Origin of the sequence: Moritella sp. 36 (assembly GCF_018219415.1) — a bacterium.
Classification (GTDB): domain Bacteria; phylum Pseudomonadota; class Gammaproteobacteria; order Enterobacterales; family Moritellaceae; genus Moritella.
On sequence record NZ_CP056120.1, the window covers coordinates 1,389,007 to 1,406,329 of the forward strand.

Consider the following 17,323-nt stretch of genomic DNA (forward strand, 5'->3'; position numbering starts at 1 on the left):
TATTCGATTGTCCATAGTGTTATGTAATTGATATAAAACAGCATAGCAAATGGTTTTAACTATCAACTTTTAGGTGGTCGTAATTGCACGTGAACTCACATAAATAGGTTTAAGCTACTTTATCTGCTGATTCGCTGGTGGAAAAGTTGCGTTTGGAGATACCGAGATTTTTCCATATTTGCATATGTTCTGGTAACTGTTGTGTACGTTGTTCCATGGGAATAATTTCCATGACTTTATTCGGAGACACGACTTTTCCTCGTTGAGTAAATACAGCCTTTACTAAGCTGTAGTTACATAGTTTTCCATCGGCGACACATTTTTGCTCTAAGTAAAAATACTTCTCATCCCAGCCTAAGTAAGTGGTTTCTACATCGAACTTTTTGAATAAACGGATCTCACGAATATAACCGACCTCCACACCTGCCACTATGAAGTTTAATTTATTCTTCAATAATGGGTTGAACGTATTGGTCTGAATAGAATGATCCCAACGCGCTTTTTCAAGAAACATGAGATATTTTGCATTGTTAATATGTAGATTCAGATCGATATGACGAAACCCTACTCGAAAAGAGCGGGTGATAGTATCGAAAAAGCCTTTCGGGTTTGTTTGCTTATTACGTAGGTAAAAGCAGCGAATCAACTCACTGATCATAAAGCCTCAATAATGATTGTTATAGGAAATAGAATAAAGAGTCTACTGCGTTCTTTATTATTGTCACGTCAATTGTAATCAAAATGTTAATTGCGACTTATTCCTATGTGGTAAATCCCGCCAAACGTAACCAGCAGGCCACACCTTATCTCGATGCTACGATGACCGTAATATTCTTTGCTTCAATTGCAGTGCGTTGTTCATCAGTAATATCAGCATCGGTAATTAACGTATTAATCGTGTCCCATGCTAACTCTAAATTTGGCATTTTGCGGCTGATCTTATCTGATTCGACCATGACTACGACTTCTCTTGATACTTCGGCCATCACGCGACTGAGTCCAATTAGTTCATTAAATGTGGTACTGCCACGTTCTAAGTCAATACCGTCTGCGCCGATAAACAGCTGATCAAAGTCATATGATCTCAGTACCTGTTCTGCAATTTGGCCTTGAAAAGATTCTGAGTGAGGATCCCATGTACCTCCTGTCATCAATAACGTAGGTTCATTTTCTAAGCCGTTTAATGCATTCGCTACTTGTAGAGAGTTTGTCATGGTTATTAACCCTCTCTTATTTGCGAGCTGCTTAATTAAACTGGCCGTAGTTGTGCCGCTATCGATAATGATACGATTATGATCGCGAATACGTAATGCGGCGGCAATTGCAATTTCTGTTTTACACTGGGAAACCTTATCTGTTTCAATTTCAGGTAAGAGTTCTTTAGGGAGCGGAACCGCACCGCCATAACGGCGTAATAATAGACCATTTTGCTCTAAGGCTGTTAGGTCTTTACGAATGGTTACTTCTGATGTTTCAAAACGTTGGGCTAATTCATCAACGCTGAGTTTACCTTGTTTTTCAAGTAATTTAATGATGGTATGACGACGTTGTTGAGTGTTACGTTTTGACATAATTTAATGAGTTCTTGTTAGTTCTTTATTTAAAATAGGAGTGTAGCAATATAATGAATTAACGTCAGTAGTAATCTAAATTAACTCGCAGGAAAGTATAAATTACTGCGTTGTATGAGATTAAATTTATTTAACTTGTCAGGTGCGATATCATTGCAGCTAATCGCTTTAGCAATCGTAATATTGTCCTGGCCACAGTGGCGTAACAATGGCTGTTTTTTTAATGGTTCAAGTTTATTAAAGTCGACAATGAGGGGCTTTCGAAGGCTATTAATAATACCCATCAGTACTTGCGCTTGGTTGCTATCATAATTGACGATTGTACCAATCGGATATATACCCATCATTTTAATAAACTGTTCAAGATAAGTTTTGTTGTAATGCTTGTCTGCGGCTTTAAACAGTAATCCAATGGCGAGATTAGGTGAATAACGGTGCTGAGGTAAATTAGCATTACACATCTCGTTATAGCGGGAAGTGACCGCAATTAATTGCGCGTATTTAGATATTTTATCTTTCTTGATACCACGTGGGTAACCGCTACCATCAAATTTTTCATTTATCTGTAATACACTGTTAATCACGATATCGGTAAGTGATTCAATACCTTGCAGTTTTTGCGATGCGTAGGCAGGGTGTTGTTTAAGATAATTAATTTCGGGCTTTGTCAGTTCTGATTTTTTATTACGAATTGAAGCGGGTACCCATAACATACCGAATTGGCTAAGCAGCGCGGTTTGCATCACTATGGCAATATCCTGTGAGCTAAAGGATAATTGCTGGGCCAAGCGTGTGCTTAATACGGCAATATTCATGGCGTTTTGATAAAGCGTATCACCAGATAATTCTTCATTGCATAAAACAAAGCTATAATCATGCTGTTGTTCAGCCGCGATAGTTAATTCACCAGAGAGCTGTTCTAATTGGGATATAGCTTGCTGTGGTTCAAGGCTGAACTTGCTGTAAATATCTTTTAGTATAGTAACCTTACTTTGGTATTTTGAGCGAGTTTGGCGGATCTGTTTCCACCATAGCTGCTGTTGTAATGATTGTGTTTTTTGTTCTTCAGCTTGCTTTAATATAGCTTGTTGTTCTGCTATTTTTTCCGCTAAAGCGAGATCATTAGCTGCCGGTGTTCGCTGTGCTGCTGATTGTACTGATTGTGCCACTTTACTGCGAGATAGGTCAACGGCAATAGTCTTGAAGCCAAGGTGCTGTAATATTTGTAATTGCTTTGTATCCTTAATTATAAATGAATTAAGGATAAAAGGGTGGGATGTCCAACCGATGGGAAGATTAATATAATGACCGACTTTAAGGTCTTTAATCGCTAATGAGACATTTTCCATTTCTATTCCTTATACAACCTTCCTAATAATAACAACCTAATTGTTTATTGTGACATTGTAAATAACTATTAATAATTATTAATAAGATTTTAATAATTATAGGGAATATATTTATTGTGATAAAAATAAATGTAGAGGATAGACAAAGACCAAATTTTTAGCTGGTGTTTATTTTATTAACTTTATTCTTAGACGTTTTTTCGTTCATTATTTTCTAAATTATTATACCTGCATATTAACGCCTCAATGTTATCTATCACTGAAAAAATCGTGGTACGTGAAACGGATTAACATAATAGATATTTTAAAGACTCATACCTACCATGTTGTAAATGCGAATGAGATCGATTATCATTACGTTCTTTTGCGATCAATAACGATTGCAGACATTTACAAATAAGGGATTTCTATGAGTGCTATTGTTGGGTTAAGGAATTATATTTTGAAAATATTGTATCGGATATTTCGTCCGATAATATTTTTGATGGATCCAGAGCAAGCCCATTACGCGCTTAAGAAAATAGGGGTGTTCTTAGGCAGTAATGTAATCACACGATTAATCACAGGATTGTTATTTAATTATAGCCATAAGAGTTTGAACACAGAGGTCGACGGAGTCAAATATCGTAATCCGGTCGGTTTATCAGCGGGTTTTGACAAAGATGGTGAACTTACAAAAATTTACCCATATCTGGGCTTTGGATTAGCTGAACTAGGTTCTTTTACCGGCGAAATTTGTCCGGGAAATCCAGGTAAACGTCTATTCCGGATGGTAAAATCTAAGTCTATTGTGGTGTGGTATGGCCTAAATAACCTTGGCGCAGAAAAAATATCAGCTCGACTCGCTGACGCTGATTTTGGTGATTTACGTGTTGGTATTAATGCAGCTAAATCTAATGTCTCTCCTGACTTTGTATTAGCAGAATCAATTCGTGATTATCTTAAAACGATGACTCTATTTAAGGATATTGGTGATTACTATACAATTAATATTAGTTGTCCAAATACTCAAGATGGCGAACCTTTTGTTGATGCTGATAATTTAGGGGCTCTATTGGCCGCTGTGAATGAAAATATTAGACCAATTTCGGATAAACCTATTTATGTTAAGTTAGCGGCTGATCTTACTTTTGACGAGATCGATGTCATTGTTGATGGTTGTATTGAGTATAAGATGGATGGTTTTGTATTAACAAATCTTGCTAAACCAGGCTGTAACCAAGAACATATCTCGGCTGAATACCCATCTAAACTTGGTTTATTACCCGAAGGAAAAGGTGCGATGAGTGGGTTACCGCTGCAGCGTATTTCTACTAATGTTATTCGCCATGTTTATCGTCGTACTCGGGGTGAGCTTACTATTATTGGTGTGGGGGGCATTTTCACGGCAAAAGATGCGTATGAAAAAATTACATCTGGGGCTAATCTATTGCATATGATCACTACCATGATCTTTGATGGACCGCAAAATATTAGTGAAATAAACCGTGGTTTAGTTAAATTATTAAAAGCAGATGGTTTTACTTCAATTGAGCAAGCTGTGGGTTCTAGAAATCCTCTACCAGAGTTAGCAATTCAAGAGGCGATAGAGGAAGTTGCAGAGGTGGCTTAGTATGTTTGAACAGGTATCTGTTAATTTACCGCAGGCTATTTGTTATGAGTTTCGCCAAGCGTTAAGACAGGGCTGTTGGAAGAGTGGATTACTGTTAACAGAGCAGCAACGGCGGATCTGTGAACAGGTTTTGTTTTATCATGAAGGTAATGATTCTAACTGTAATCATTAATAAATAGCCCAGTTAAGTAATTAATGTTAACTGGGCTATTTTATTTATAAATTATTTTTCAATAACTTTATTTTTTGTTTGTTCTGGTTTTATTTCCATTTCATAGCTTTCGTGATAATCATTACCGTAATAAGAAGCAAGTAATAGTGCTTTTAATTCGCTGATTAACGGGTAGCGAGGGTTAGCTCCAGTACATTGGTCATCGAATGCTTCAATCGCTAACTGGTCAATCTTTGCAAGGAAGTCGGCTTCGTTTACACCCGCAGATTGAATTGATTTAGGAATATCTAAATCAGTTTTTAGTTCGTCTAACCAATTTAATAATGCGTTAATCTTGTCAGCTGTTTTACCTTCACGGAAGCCTAAATGTTCTGCAACTTCAGCGTAACGAGCGCGTGCTTTCGGGCGATCGTATTGTGAGAATGCGGCTTGTTTGGTTGGCATATCAGTTGCGTTGTAGCGAATCACATTGGTAATAAGTAGTGCGTTTGCTAACCCGTGTGGAATATGGAACTCAGCACCGATCTTGTGTGCCATTGAGTGACAAACACCCAAGAATGCATTGGCAAAAGCTATACCAGCAATAGTTGAACCATTGTGTACTTTTTCACGCGCAATTGGGTCTTTTGCACCGTTTTTGTATGAACTTGGTAAGTACTCTTTTAATAGTTTAAGAGCCTGTAGTGCTTGACCGTCTGAGTATTCATTTTGCAATACAGATACATACGCTTCTAAAGCATGTGTTACGGCATCATAACCACCAAATGCGGTCAGTGACTTAGGCATATTCATGACTAGGTTAGCATCAACAACAGCCATATTTGGTGTGAGTTCGTAATCAGCGATTGGGTATTTTTGCCCTGTTACTTCATCGGTTACTACTGCAAAGGGGGTGACTTCAGACCCCGTACCTGAGGTTGTTGTGATCGCCACCATTTTGGCTTTGACTCCCATTTTAGGGAACTTGTAGATACGTTTGCGGATATCCATAAAGCGCATTGCAAGATCTTCAAAGTGTACATCTGGGTGTTCGTACATTACCCACATGATCTTCGCAGCATCCATTGGTGAACCACCACCAAAGGCAATGATGATATCAGGTTGGAAGCTGTTCATCACTGCTGCACCTTTCTTTACGATAGCCAGTGTCGGATCGGCTTCTACATCATGAAATATTTCGGTATCAATGCCTTTTTCTTTTAGAATCGTTACTAAGTCATCAACATAGCCATTACTGAATAAGAACTTATCGGTAACGATACAAGCACGTTTTTTGCCAACAAGGTCATCCATCGCAATGGGTAATGAACCACGGCGGAAGTAAATTGATTCAGGTAGTTTATGCCACAACATATTTTCAGCTCGCTTTGCAACAGTCTTTTTATTGATAAGGTGCTTAGGACCCACGTTTTCTGAGATAGAGTTACCACCCCAAGAACCACAACCTAGTGTTAATGATGGTGCTAAACCGAAGTTATATAAATCACCGATACCACCTTGTGAACTTGGTTGGTTAATCAGAATACGTGCGGTTTTCATTTTATCGCCGAAGTCTTTGATACGATCTTCGTTAGCATCTTGGTCTGTGTAAATACCAGATGTATGACCGATACCGCCTAGCTCAACCATAGTTATCGCTTGTTCAACAGCATGGTTATAGTCACGAGCACGGAACATACCTAAGGTCGGCGATAGTTTTTCGTGAGCGAATGCATCATCAACGTGTACTTCTGGACCTTCACCAATGAGGATTTTTGTGAAAGGAGGTACGGTAACCCCCGCCATTGCCGCTATTTTAATTGCAGATTGACCTACAATATCAGGGTTCATATTACCGTTGATTAACACAATAGAACGTACTTTATCTGCTTCTTTCTTCGATAAGATGTAACCGCCATGTGTAATGAAACGTGCTTTTACCGCGTCATAAACGTCATCAACGACAATAACAGCTTGTTCCGAAGCACATACCACACCGTTATCGAATGTTTTTGACATTAAGATTGAAGATACTGCACGTTTAATGTCTGCAGTTTCATCGATAACAATAGGCGTATTACCCGCACCAACACCAATCGCAGGTTTACCTGAAGAGTAGGCTGCTTTAACCATGCCAGGGCCACCAGTCGCAAGGATAAGGTTGATATCATCGTGATGCATCAATGCATTTGATAGTTCAATTGATGGTTCATCAATCCAACCAATGATGTGTTCAGGTGCACCTGCTGCAACTGCTGCATCGAGTACAATTTTAGCGGCTGTATTGGTGGCATTTTTTGCTCGAGGATGTGGCGAAAATATGATCCCGTTTCGTGTTTTTAGTGAAATTAACGCTTTAAAAATAGCCGTTGAAGTAGGGTTGGTCGTTGGTACGATACCGCAAATGATGCCGGTTGGCTCTGCGATTGTAATAGTACCAAATTCGTTATCTTCTTCAATGATGCCACATGTTAGAGTATCTTTATATTTGTTGTAGATGTATTCAGATGCAAAATGGTTTTTAGTTACTTTATCTTCGATAACCCCCATACCAGATTCTTCAACAGCCATCTGTGCTAGCGGGATACGAGATGTAGATGCAGCAAGGGCTGCTGCACGGAAGATCTTATCAACTTGTTCTTGATTAAATGTAGCGAATTCTTGTTGCGCGCCCTTTACTTTCGCAACCATCGCATTGAGTGTTTCTATGTTTTTGACAGTCATAATATATCCTTAAAATTCATTTAAAATCTAAAAGTTATTTACTAAGGGCTACCTCTTAGTGAATACCTTTGATTTAAATTATAGGTAATCTTAAGGATTTAAAATTGATGCAAATCAATTGTAGTAATATTACGTATTATATTTTCAAAATAGTGTTAAGTTGGTCGTAAATATGTGTAAACACTTTCATTTGTAATTTTATTTCAATACGATTAAGACTCATTTATAGGGCTGTAACACGCTGAATTTAAAAAAAAGACGTAAAACAAACAAAGTTATTGTTAATTTTAGAGCCATTAGGTAGCATTGCCTTAACCGCTTATTATAGGACGTTATACAATGCCGAAATTATCTAAGGTTATGGCTACAGCACTTAACCAACAAATGACAAAAGAGTTTACTGCATCGCACCTTTACCGCAGCATGGCATCTTTTTGCTACGCCTCTGATTTTATTGGCGCGGGTGATTTCTTTTATAAGCATGCAGCTGAAGAACAGCAACACGCACAATTGTTATTCCGTTACATGATCGATCGCGGTATCCAGCCATTAATGGAAGCTATTCCTGCGGCAGAGTCTGAATTTACAGATCTACTTGATGTGTTTCGCAAAGCCTTGGATCATGAAGTGATGATCACCGAATCTATTTCTGAAATTCTTGGTTTGGCGCACGAACTTCGCGATTTTCAATCTGTAGCTCATCTGAATACCTTGATGGAAGAGCAAACAGAAGAAGAAGCATTATTTAATGGTATTGTGAGTCAAATCCGCCGTGTTGGTGTTGATAATGGTCACGGTCTATTTATTATGGATCAAGAGTTAAAAGCAATGAGCAAAGCGCCTGCAGCGCCGTCAATTGTTATTTAATCGACTTTAGCTAACAAATTTATATACGCTAAAATTATGATTATTTGAATATAAAACCGCTTATACCTTGGTGTAAGCGGTTTTTTATTTTTACAAAATACACTTTAGTGGTACTCTTGCGGTGTTAATCGTGGATTTTAATCAATAGGTAGAATAATTATGTCGAATAATAACAATACTGATATTAAAGATTGCTGTGGTGCGTTTGCTGAAATTGGCAGTATCATTCAGCCTGATGATACTGAGCTCTCTTTTCCTATTACATTTGATTCGCAACAGGCTGCTGATGAAAAACGCAGTGAGCTTGAGGCTTATGTTAATGAGCAATTTGATGAAGAAGTCACGATTACCTTTACCGCGCAAGATGAACATGCCTATTTAGTAACATTGAGCTTTACTTGTACTGCAGAAAAAATGATTTTCGAAATGAATTTACGTCATTTATTGGCTTAAAAGGTTTCGCCTTTTTAAATAGCTCAATGATTAAAGGCATACAAAATGTACTGTATGCCTTTATATTTATGTCTTTATTTATTCGTTTCTACAACATATCTATCTGAAGTGTTGTTTGCAATAAGCAAGACGCTGGTCTAGATCCATACTCTCGGTGTTCGCCGTTTCAATTTGTTGTAACCTTGGTAGCAATCCCATGCCATTGGCGATTTGAATGGCCAGTCCAGGACGTGCATTGAGTTCTAATAGCATAGGACCGTGATGACGATCTAACACCACATCCGCACCTAAATAACCTAAGCCTGAGATATCGTAACATTGTGCCGCTAAACGAATAACGTCTTCCCAATGGGGCACTTTTAATAGGGCTAATTCTTTTTGTGTATCAGGATGGTGAGTGACAACTTCATCATATTGCACGGCGTTGAGCGCTTCGCCTGTGGTGATGTTAATACCCACACCGACAGCGCCTTGGTGTAAATTGGCTTTACCATCCGACATGGATGTTGATAGCCGCATCATAGCCATCATCGGGATACCTTTAAATACAATCACGCGTACATCAGGCACACCTTCAAAGCTATAACCCTCAAAGCTATCATCAAATACGATAAGCGCTTCAACAACGGCCACATCAATGCCACCACCGAGTGAAAATAGACCAGCTAAAATATTCGAGCAATGACGTTCAATATCATCGAGTGAACATTCACTGCCGCTGGGTTTGTAATAGCGACCATCTTCTATTTTGGTGATCACTAGAATACCTTTACCACCAGAGCCTTTTGCCGGTTTGATTACAAAGCCATTTAAACCTGCGATAAGCTTATCAACGGATTTAACAGAGTGTTGACTATCAACGACGCCAATAAGTTCTGGGGTGCTGACATTGGCCTCTTCGGCTATCTCTTTGGTTTTTAATTTGTTATCCACTAATGGAAATAGATTTCTGGGATTGTAGCGCGATATGTACATATTATTGCGCTGGTTCATCCCCAGAATACCTTGTTGCTTTAACTTACTCGGCTTAGCGAATTCTTTAAAAAACGAAAATGTCATCTTTACTCACCTTGCATGTCTTTAAAGCGGCGTAGTTCTAACAGACGGTAGCCAGTATAAGTACCTAACATTAAGATGATTGCCATAATGATAAGTTGCAGACCAAGGAAGTTGAATGCCCAGTAACGAAATAGTTCATTGCTAATTGTTAGGTAGACCAGTACTGCTACAAACAGGCTGCCACCACCTTGTACAAATACCTCTTTCGGGCCTTCTTCTTCCCATAAAATAGACATACGTTCGATGGTCCAAGATAAAATAATCATCGGGAAGAAAGTGATTTTGAGTCCTTCTGTTAACCCTATTTTATAAGATAACACTGAGAACAAACAGATAATGGCGATAACCGTGATGATTACCACGGATATTCGTGATACAAGCAAGAGGTTTAACCGGGACAGATAAGAGCGGATCACAAGGCCTACACCGACAATTAACGTAAAGCCAATCAAACCGGTTGCTAAACTGGTTTGTACAAATGCCATTGCGATTAACACGGGCATAAAAGTACCAGACGTGCGTAAGCCGATAAGAATACGCATCATTACCACGATCATCACACCTAATGGGATAAGTAAAATCCCTTTGAATAGTGCTTGTTCTTCGAGTGGCAGGCTATAGATACTAAAGTTTGACAGGTTCGTATCGTTTGATTTTTCTTTTAATACTTGCATGACAGGCTGAGTTTGCTGAATAACAGAGAAACTAACTCGAGAATTTGTACCTCCAATCAGATCTAACGTCGGTTCGCCATTTTGTTCCCACAGTAGCAAGTTTTTCGCGTCAGCTATTTTGCCTAATTTGACATCGATTAAACGCGTATCATCTTGGCCAAATACCAGTACAAATGGTTGTAACTGCTGCTGGCGACGGCCATCTTCAAGATATAGGCCTTTAACCAGTAATGCCGGGATATTTGCTTCATTTAGCAGGGCTACAAATAACGTTGATTTGCTATTTTCTTGTAGCATTAATTTCGCATTTTGACCTAAATCATCGACAGACAGTAGCTTGAGTAATTCACGGCTATATGAAAAAGCATCGGCGCTTTTTTCCATCGCACTATTAACGAGCTGCTCTGCGGCTATATCATACGGTGGTAGCCAGGTGGTTTTATTAATTGTCACGTCTTGCTCATTAATGACATCTTGTGGGATATCATTCGTCAATACGTTAACTTTATAGTATAAATCCTGTTTGCCTTCGGCGTTACGAATTGTCCATTGTGCGCGATTATCAAGAAAGGACAATCCATAACCAGGTGATGCCGCTGTTTGGCTTAATACGGTGAAGTTAGACTGGGTAGACGGTGTGGCGAAGGACGCATTAACGGCGTCGCCTTGCGCTGTAAATTCGACTTTCGCTTCAATCATCCACGTTGAGTAGGTTTCTCCGGGAAACCAAGGGATCTCACCACTGTAATGGCGTTGAGCGATAGAGCCTACACCAAGGAGGAAAAGTATCGCAACAAAAATGCGAAATGGGATCTTAGACGGCATGGTTAGTTAGCCCCTTTGCTGGCAGGTTTAGGTTGTTTTTTTGGTTGAGTGTATTCTTGTGCAACATCGACAATCGCAATATCTTTTAAGAAAGTTCGACCGAGGAGGATAGGAAAGATCATACGACTACGGTCGGCTAATGTGAATTCTGTTTCGGTTTTAATATCGCCCAGTTCGATGGGTAAGCTGACTACATAGCGTCGTAATGCTTCGACAGCGTTGGTTTGACGGATCTTAATTGTACGGACGACAGGTACTTCCATTGGGAACACTGCTTTATCGTCTTTGTGGGATAAATTGAATTTAACCCAGTCTTGACCATCGCGTTCAAATTTAACTATCTCTGTTGCATTTAATGATGATGTTGTTGCACCTGTATCGATACGTGACTTAAAGTTGGTTTGCAATTCATCAAACCATACCCATTCTTCTTGACCAAGAATCACCTTACCTGCGGTATTATTTTTAGCTAAAGGTACCACGATTGGTGTTGTTTTTTTCACGGGAGGCTTAGCGCCTAGTTCGTCCAGTTGATCTGTTAATTTGGCTATCGCTTTATCTTGTTCCTTGAACTGATTAGGCTGTGATTGCAAAGTCGTTAATATCTGTTGTTGCTGCTGCAAAATGGTTTCAATTTGTGCCTGTTGTTTTGTCACAATGGCTGTATTAGCTTTATTTTGTGTCATGGAGCAGCCATTTAAAAATACAAGACTAAGTACACTAGCAATAGTTATCTTTGATGTTTTTAATGTGAAAAATGCTGTTGTATCTTTCATTAGGTATTTGGCCCTGTTAGCTGATGAAAAAGAGGGTTAGTTCGCTAAAGTGGGTAAATAGTTCCGTTATTTGATTATAAATCATATTATTTAATAAAGTATAATCGCTATTGAGATAATAATCATATCGAATACAATTCTTATATATCAAATATTTATACGTCAGTTATTTGTAAATAGCAATTTATCGCTGTGCTTTATTATATGACAGGAGAGGAAAAAGGCGGGGGAATAGCATTATATACGGCATAAGACGAAACTATGAAGCGTGTTGGTCTATATAAAATACGCATCTAAAGTATAGATGCGTATTTTATTTTAATAGCATATTTAAATTACTGTATCGCAGATTCTGTCAGTGTATAAGTGCGTGCTACATCGACCATGACGATATCTTTTAAAAATGTACGACCCAGTAATACTGGAAATGTCATGCGACTGCGGTCGGCAAGTGTAAACTCTGTCAGCATTTTTATATCACCGAGTTGCACGGGTAATTCGATAATCGGACGACGCGTAGGTTCACTGTTGTTTGCTTGACGGATCAGAATTGTACGCGCAATTTTTGCTTCGATAATCTGCGCTTCATTATCATCAACTTCTTGGCTGAAGTTAAAACGAACCCATTTTTTACCATCGCGTTCAAATTCAACAATATCGGTTGCATTAAGTGATGAAGTTGTTGCGCCAGTATCAATGCGGGCTTTATATTTGCTTTGCAGATCATTGAGCAATACCAGCTCTTCTGAACCAATAACTAATTTATCAATAGGTGTAATTGATTCTGAAGACTGTACAAGGGGAAGATGTTCAGTATTGTTAATTTCTTCAACGGATTTATCAACCTGGTAACTCGCGATAACTTGGCTATTGTTGGTTACTTGTTGGCGTAATTTAATATAACTTTCGAGTTTATGATTTAGCTGTGCAATATCCTGTTTTTGCTGTTCGAATAACGCTGGTTGCTTTTGTAATTCAGCCAATATGGTATTTTGCTGCTTAACTAATAGCTCGATTTGTTGGTTCTGTTGCACTATTTGTGAATGTAGTGTTTGTGGCGATGTACCGTCTTGATTTAGAAATTGGTCAACACTCGCGCACCCAGAGAGTAAGGCGCTAAGGATAATACCGGTGAGTAATTGACGGTGTGTTTTCAAAGTATCCATTCCTAATTCTAAATAATTGACAATTCGCATAACATATTCCCTTATTCTTTATCGAGCACCGTTTCCGATGCTGATATCGTGTTATTCGTCTAGCTGTTCGGCGTAAGGTTTAGTGGCAATAAGTACGGCGCGTTTAGGTGCTGGGTAGCCTTCAATCGTTTTACTGTGATCGTTTGGATTAAGAAAATCAACCAGAGATTCGTTTCTCATCCATTCAGTTGCGCGTTGCTCTTCAATACTGGTATCGGATACATCGACGATACGGACATTTTCAAAGCCCAGTTTTTCAACCCAAAGTTTTAATGCGGCACAACTTGGTAAGAACCAAACATTACGCATTTGTGCATAACGATCGCCGGGTACTAATACTGCTTGTTCATCACCATCAATCACCAGTGTTTCTAAAACAAGCTCACCACCATCACGTAATTGGTTTTTAAGTTGTTCAATGTGATCAATCGGCGATTTGCGATGGTACAGGACACCCATAGAGAAAACCGTGTCGAATGCACGTAATTTAGGTAATTCTTGAATACCAAGTGGTAATAAATGTACACGTTGGTCATTGTTAGCAAAATGACGTATCGCTTCAAATTGTACTAAAAATAATTGACTTGGGTCGATACCCACGACAAATTCGGCATCGTCACCGAGCATACGCCACATGTGGTAGCCGCTACCGCAACCAACGTCGAGTACATAACGGTATTTTAGCGGTGAGATAAACTCACGTAGACGCTCCCATTTCCAATCGCTGCGCCATTCTGTATCGATATGAATACCATGAATATTGAAGGGGCCTTTACGCCACGGATGAAATTTTTGTAACAAACTTTCGGTTTTACGTAAGTCGCTTTCGCTTAATTCACCCGGTGCACCAACTTCAAACTTGTCAGTGATATTGATGTGTTTAGTTTCGACTTTTGGTAGTTTTTTTAATACTTTTTCCCAGCGCGGTAAAAAACCATGTTTATGTTCGCGCTCCCATTCGTGCATTTGTGCTGGTAGCGTGTAAAGCCAATGGTGTAATTTGTTTTTCGCAATTATCTGGTAAAAATTTGAAAAGTCGATCATGGGTAACCTTTGTGTACTGCTTTAAATTAATTCGATGTATGTGCTAAATCGTTATGTTAATAATGGTGCTGATGATTAAGCTTATTTGATAGCAACCATTGAGCCAAAGTTAAAACACTGGAACCAAGAGTTTGCGCTGCTAAAGCCAATCTTTTTAAAGCGGTTTAAGTGGGTTTCAATACTGTCTGGGCGCATGACATCTTCAATTGCGCTGCGTTTCTGGCTGATTTCTAACTCGCTATAGCCATTAGCTCGTTTAAAATCTTCGTGTAAATTGATGAGTAGGTCATTGACCTTGTTATCACTAAAGCAGAATTTTTCTGACAAGATAAGAATACCACCGGGTACTAAACCATCATAGATTTTGGTCAGTAGAGCTTGGCGTTCAGCTGGTGGAATAAATTGCAGGGTAAAGTTTAAGACGACAATTGAGGCGTTATGAATCTCTACCGCACAAATATCATCACACAGAACTTGTACTGGTGTATCGCTCTTATAAGCGGATAGATGGCGTTCACAACGCTCAACCATTGCTTGTGAGTTATCTATGGCAACGATATTACAGTTCTGCGCTTGAACGTTACGGCGCATTGAAATGGTAGCTGCGCCAAGTGAGCAACCCAGATCGTAAAGTTGGGTGTTGTCTTGGGCATAACGCGCGGTCATCATACCTATCGCAGAAATGATATTAGAGTAACCAGGTACTGAACGTTTTATCATATCTGGAAAGACTTCTGCAACACGTTCGTCAAAGGTGAAATCACCGATTTGATCTAACGGGGCGGAGAAAATCTGATCGCGTTGTTGCATTGTTATAACCTGCAATAAAAATTATCAAAATAAGGCGGCGTATTTTAGTTAAAATGACCGGCTTTGTCTCTACTTAAACAGTATATAGGGTGAATAATTTCATTGTTTCGCTATCGTGTTGGTTTTTTCATCGGTGAAAAAGACTTTTTTGTTAATAAAATAACGGTTATTTAACCAGCAAGACGCAATCGGAACAGCAACGAATCAGTGGCTTTTTAAGTAGTTTGGCTATAACTGTTAGTAGTTTTGGCATTACTTGAAGTTGTTTTAGTATAGCTATTGGTTGCCGTGCTAATTTCTATTACAATAACGGTAATTTTTTGAGGATAGCTAAACGTAGCTACCCGATTCATCGATTTAGTAGGATTATACAGATGCGTACAGTGTATTGCGGACAGGTAAATGAAGCACATATCGGCCAACAGGTTGAGTTGTGTGGTTGGGTTAATCGTCGTCGTGATTTAGGCGGTGTTATTTTTATCGATTTACGTGACCGTGAAGGTATTGTGCAAGTTGTTTATGATCCAGATGTAGAAGCTGTATTTGAACGTGCTAGCCAATTACGTAACGAATTCTGTGTGAAAATTACAGGTAAAGTACGTGCTCGTGATGAACGCCAAGTAAATAAAGACATGGCTACTGGTGGCATTGAAGTTCAAGGTCTAGAACTTGAAGTTATCAATAAAGCAGACGTTTTGCCGCTTGATTTCAACCAAACAAATACGGAAGAGCAACGTCTTAAGCACCGTTTCTTGGATCTACGTCGCCCAGAAATGAGCAACCGTCTTAAGATCCGTGCTAAAGCAAGTAACTTTGTACGTCGTTTCATGGATGACCACGGTTTCCTTGATATTGAAACGCCAGTACTAACAAAAGCGACGCCAGAAGGCGCACGTGATTACCTAGTACCAAGCCGTACACACAAAGGTCAATTCTTCGCATTGCCACAATCACCACAGTTATTTAAGCAGCTGTTGATGATGTCTGGTTTTGATCGTTATTACCAAATAGTTAAATGTTTCCGTGATGAAGATTTACGTGCTGACCGTCAGCCTGAATTTACTCAGATAGATATCGAAACATCATTCATGACTGCGCCACAAGTGCGTGAAGTGACTGAACGTTTAATCACAAGTATGTGGAAAGAGATCTTAGACGTTGAATTACCAGCGTTCCCAAGCATGACGTATGCTGATGCAATGCGTCGTTTTGGTTCTGATAAACCAGATCTACGTAACCCATTAGAGCTTGTTGATGTTGCTGACATTCTAAAAGATGTTGAATTCAAAGTATTCGCAGAACCTGCAAACAACCCGAAAGGTCGTGTTGCAGTATTATGTGTTACTGGCGGCGCTAAACTGTCTCGTAAGCAAATCGACGAATACACTAAATTTGTTGGCATCTATGGCGCTAAAGGCATGGCATGGATGAAAGTGAAAGACGTTGCAGCGGGTGCTGAAGGCGTACAATCGCCAGTCGCGAAGTTCTTAACGGCGGACGTTATCACTGCATTACTTGAGCGTACTAACGCGAAAGACGGCGATATTATCTTCTTCGGTGCAGATACAAACAAAGTTGTAACAGAAGCGCTTGGTGCGCTACGCCTGAAAGTGGGTACTGATTTAGAGCTTACTTCAAACGATTGGAAACCACTTTGGGTTGTTGACTTCCCAATGTTTGAAGAAGATGAAGAAGGAAACCTACACGCGGTTCATCACCCATTCACAGCGCCAATGGATGTTAACGCAGAAGAGTTACTAGCAAATCCAGCGAACGCAATCTCAGACGCTTACGACATGGTTATCAATGGCTATGAAGTTGGTGGTGGTTCTGTGCGTATTCACAAAGGTGAAATGCAAAAAGCAGTATTCGAGATCTTAGGTATCGAAGCGCAAGAGCAACAAGACAAGTTTGGTTTCTTACTTGAAGCACTTAAATACGGTACGCCGCCACATGCTGGTTTAGCATTTGGTCTAGATCGCCTAGCGATGTTGCTAACAGGTACTGATAACATTCGTGACGTTATCGCATTCCCTAAAACAACAACAGCTGCGTGTTTATTAACATCTGCACCAAGCGAAGCAAACCCTGCTTCCCTTGAAGAGCTAAGCATTACTGTTGTAAAAAAAGAAAAGAAACAAGACGCTGAGTAACCATTAATTTATTTTTGAGTTAATGGTCGTACTTTAAATCGTTTTGTATTTTACATTAC

At 39.3% G+C, this 17,323-nt stretch carries 15 protein-coding genes; 5 read left to right on the top strand and 10 right to left on the bottom strand.

The window, feature by feature from the left end:
* Positions 1-109: 109 nt before the first annotated feature.
* The 3 genes from HWV03_RS06260 to HWV03_RS06270 all read right to left on the bottom strand — a co-directional run bounded on the left by HWV03_RS06260 (position 110) and on the right by HWV03_RS06270 (position 2,920).
* Positions 110-658, bottom strand: coding sequence for an acyl-CoA thioesterase (locus tag HWV03_RS06260; protein ID WP_211678965.1), 549 nt, complete (start codon positions 656-658; stop codon positions 110-112).
* Between the two features lie 145 nt (positions 659-803).
* Positions 804-1,571 carry a DeoR/GlpR family DNA-binding transcription regulator gene (locus HWV03_RS06265; protein WP_211674582.1) on the bottom strand — a complete coding sequence of 256 codons (768 nt, stop codon included), beginning with the start codon at positions 1,569-1,571 and terminating at the stop codon, positions 804-806.
* Positions 1,572-1,651: 80 nt separating this feature from the next.
* A complete protein-coding gene (locus HWV03_RS06270; RefSeq protein WP_211678966.1) occupies positions 1,652-2,920 on the bottom strand; it encodes an HD-GYP domain-containing protein in 1,269 nt (422 codons plus the stop codon).
* A 442-nt stretch (positions 2,921-3,362) separates the two neighbouring features.
* On the opposite strand from HWV03_RS06270, the gene HWV03_RS06275 reads away from it, so the two are divergent.
* Together HWV03_RS06275 and HWV03_RS06280 are read left to right on the top strand one after the other, a co-directional pair.
* Complete coding sequence (locus tag HWV03_RS06275; protein WP_211678967.1) at positions 3,363-4,532, top strand: quinone-dependent dihydroorotate dehydrogenase; 1,170 nt, start codon at positions 3,363-3,365, stop codon at positions 4,530-4,532.
* A gap of 1 nt (position 4,533) precedes the next feature.
* Positions 4,534-4,704 (top strand): DUF1315 family protein, encoded by a 171-nt coding sequence (locus tag HWV03_RS06280; RefSeq protein ID WP_157534166.1) that lies wholly within the window; start codon positions 4,534-4,536, stop codon positions 4,702-4,704.
* Positions 4,705-4,755: 51 nt separating this feature from the next.
* On the opposite strand, the gene adhE is transcribed toward HWV03_RS06280, so the two are convergent.
* On the bottom strand, positions 4,756-7,407 hold the full coding sequence (adhE, locus tag HWV03_RS06285; protein WP_211678968.1) for a bifunctional acetaldehyde-CoA/alcohol dehydrogenase: 2,652 nt from the start codon (positions 7,405-7,407) through the stop codon (positions 4,756-4,758).
* A gap of 339 nt (positions 7,408-7,746) precedes the next feature.
* On the opposite strand from adhE, the gene HWV03_RS06290 reads away from it, so the two are divergent.
* Both HWV03_RS06290 and HWV03_RS06295 read left to right on the top strand, forming a co-directional pair.
* Positions 7,747-8,274: a ferritin gene (locus HWV03_RS06290; RefSeq protein ID WP_211678969.1), complete on the top strand. Its 528-nt coding sequence runs from the start codon at positions 7,747-7,749 to the stop codon at positions 8,272-8,274.
* 159 nt (positions 8,275-8,433) lie between these two features.
* On the top strand, positions 8,434-8,727 hold the full coding sequence (locus HWV03_RS06295; protein WP_211678970.1) for a DUF406 family protein: 294 nt from the start codon (positions 8,434-8,436) through the stop codon (positions 8,725-8,727).
* 99 nt (positions 8,728-8,826) lie between these two features.
* Here HWV03_RS06295 and HWV03_RS06300 read toward each other — a convergent pair whose 3' ends face one another.
* From HWV03_RS06300 to cmoA, 6 genes are all read right to left on the bottom strand, one after another.
* Positions 8,827-9,786, bottom strand: coding sequence for an alpha-L-glutamate ligase-like protein (locus tag HWV03_RS06300; RefSeq protein WP_211678971.1), 960 nt, complete (start codon positions 9,784-9,786; stop codon positions 8,827-8,829).
* 2 nt (positions 9,787-9,788) lie between these two features.
* On the bottom strand, positions 9,789-11,285 hold the full coding sequence (locus HWV03_RS06305) for an inactive transglutaminase family protein (RefSeq protein ID WP_211678972.1): 1,497 nt from the start codon (positions 11,283-11,285) through the stop codon (positions 9,789-9,791).
* A 2-nt stretch (positions 11,286-11,287) separates the two neighbouring features.
* Entirely contained in the window at positions 11,288-11,971 is a 684-nt protein-coding gene (locus HWV03_RS06310) for an ATP-dependent zinc protease family protein (RefSeq protein WP_255547096.1), read from the bottom strand.
* 425 nt (positions 11,972-12,396) lie between these two features.
* Entirely contained in the window at positions 12,397-13,257 is an 861-nt protein-coding gene (locus HWV03_RS06315; protein ID WP_255547097.1) for an ATP-dependent zinc protease family protein, read from the bottom strand.
* Positions 13,258-13,308: 51 nt separating this feature from the next.
* Positions 13,309-14,301, bottom strand: coding sequence for a tRNA 5-methoxyuridine(34)/uridine 5-oxyacetic acid(34) synthase CmoB (cmoB, locus tag HWV03_RS06320; RefSeq protein ID WP_211674591.1), 993 nt, complete (start codon positions 14,299-14,301; stop codon positions 13,309-13,311).
* Between the two features lie 81 nt (positions 14,302-14,382).
* Positions 14,383-15,111 carry a carboxy-S-adenosyl-L-methionine synthase CmoA gene (cmoA, locus tag HWV03_RS06325; protein WP_211674592.1) on the bottom strand — a complete coding sequence of 243 codons (729 nt, stop codon included), beginning with the start codon at positions 15,109-15,111 and terminating at the stop codon, positions 14,383-14,385.
* A 374-nt stretch (positions 15,112-15,485) separates the two neighbouring features.
* Between cmoA and aspS the strand changes: the two genes are divergently transcribed.
* Positions 15,486-17,264, top strand: coding sequence for an aspartate--tRNA ligase (gene aspS / locus HWV03_RS06330; protein WP_211678974.1), 1,779 nt, complete (start codon positions 15,486-15,488; stop codon positions 17,262-17,264).
* The last annotated feature ends 59 nt before the right edge of the window (positions 17,265-17,323 follow it).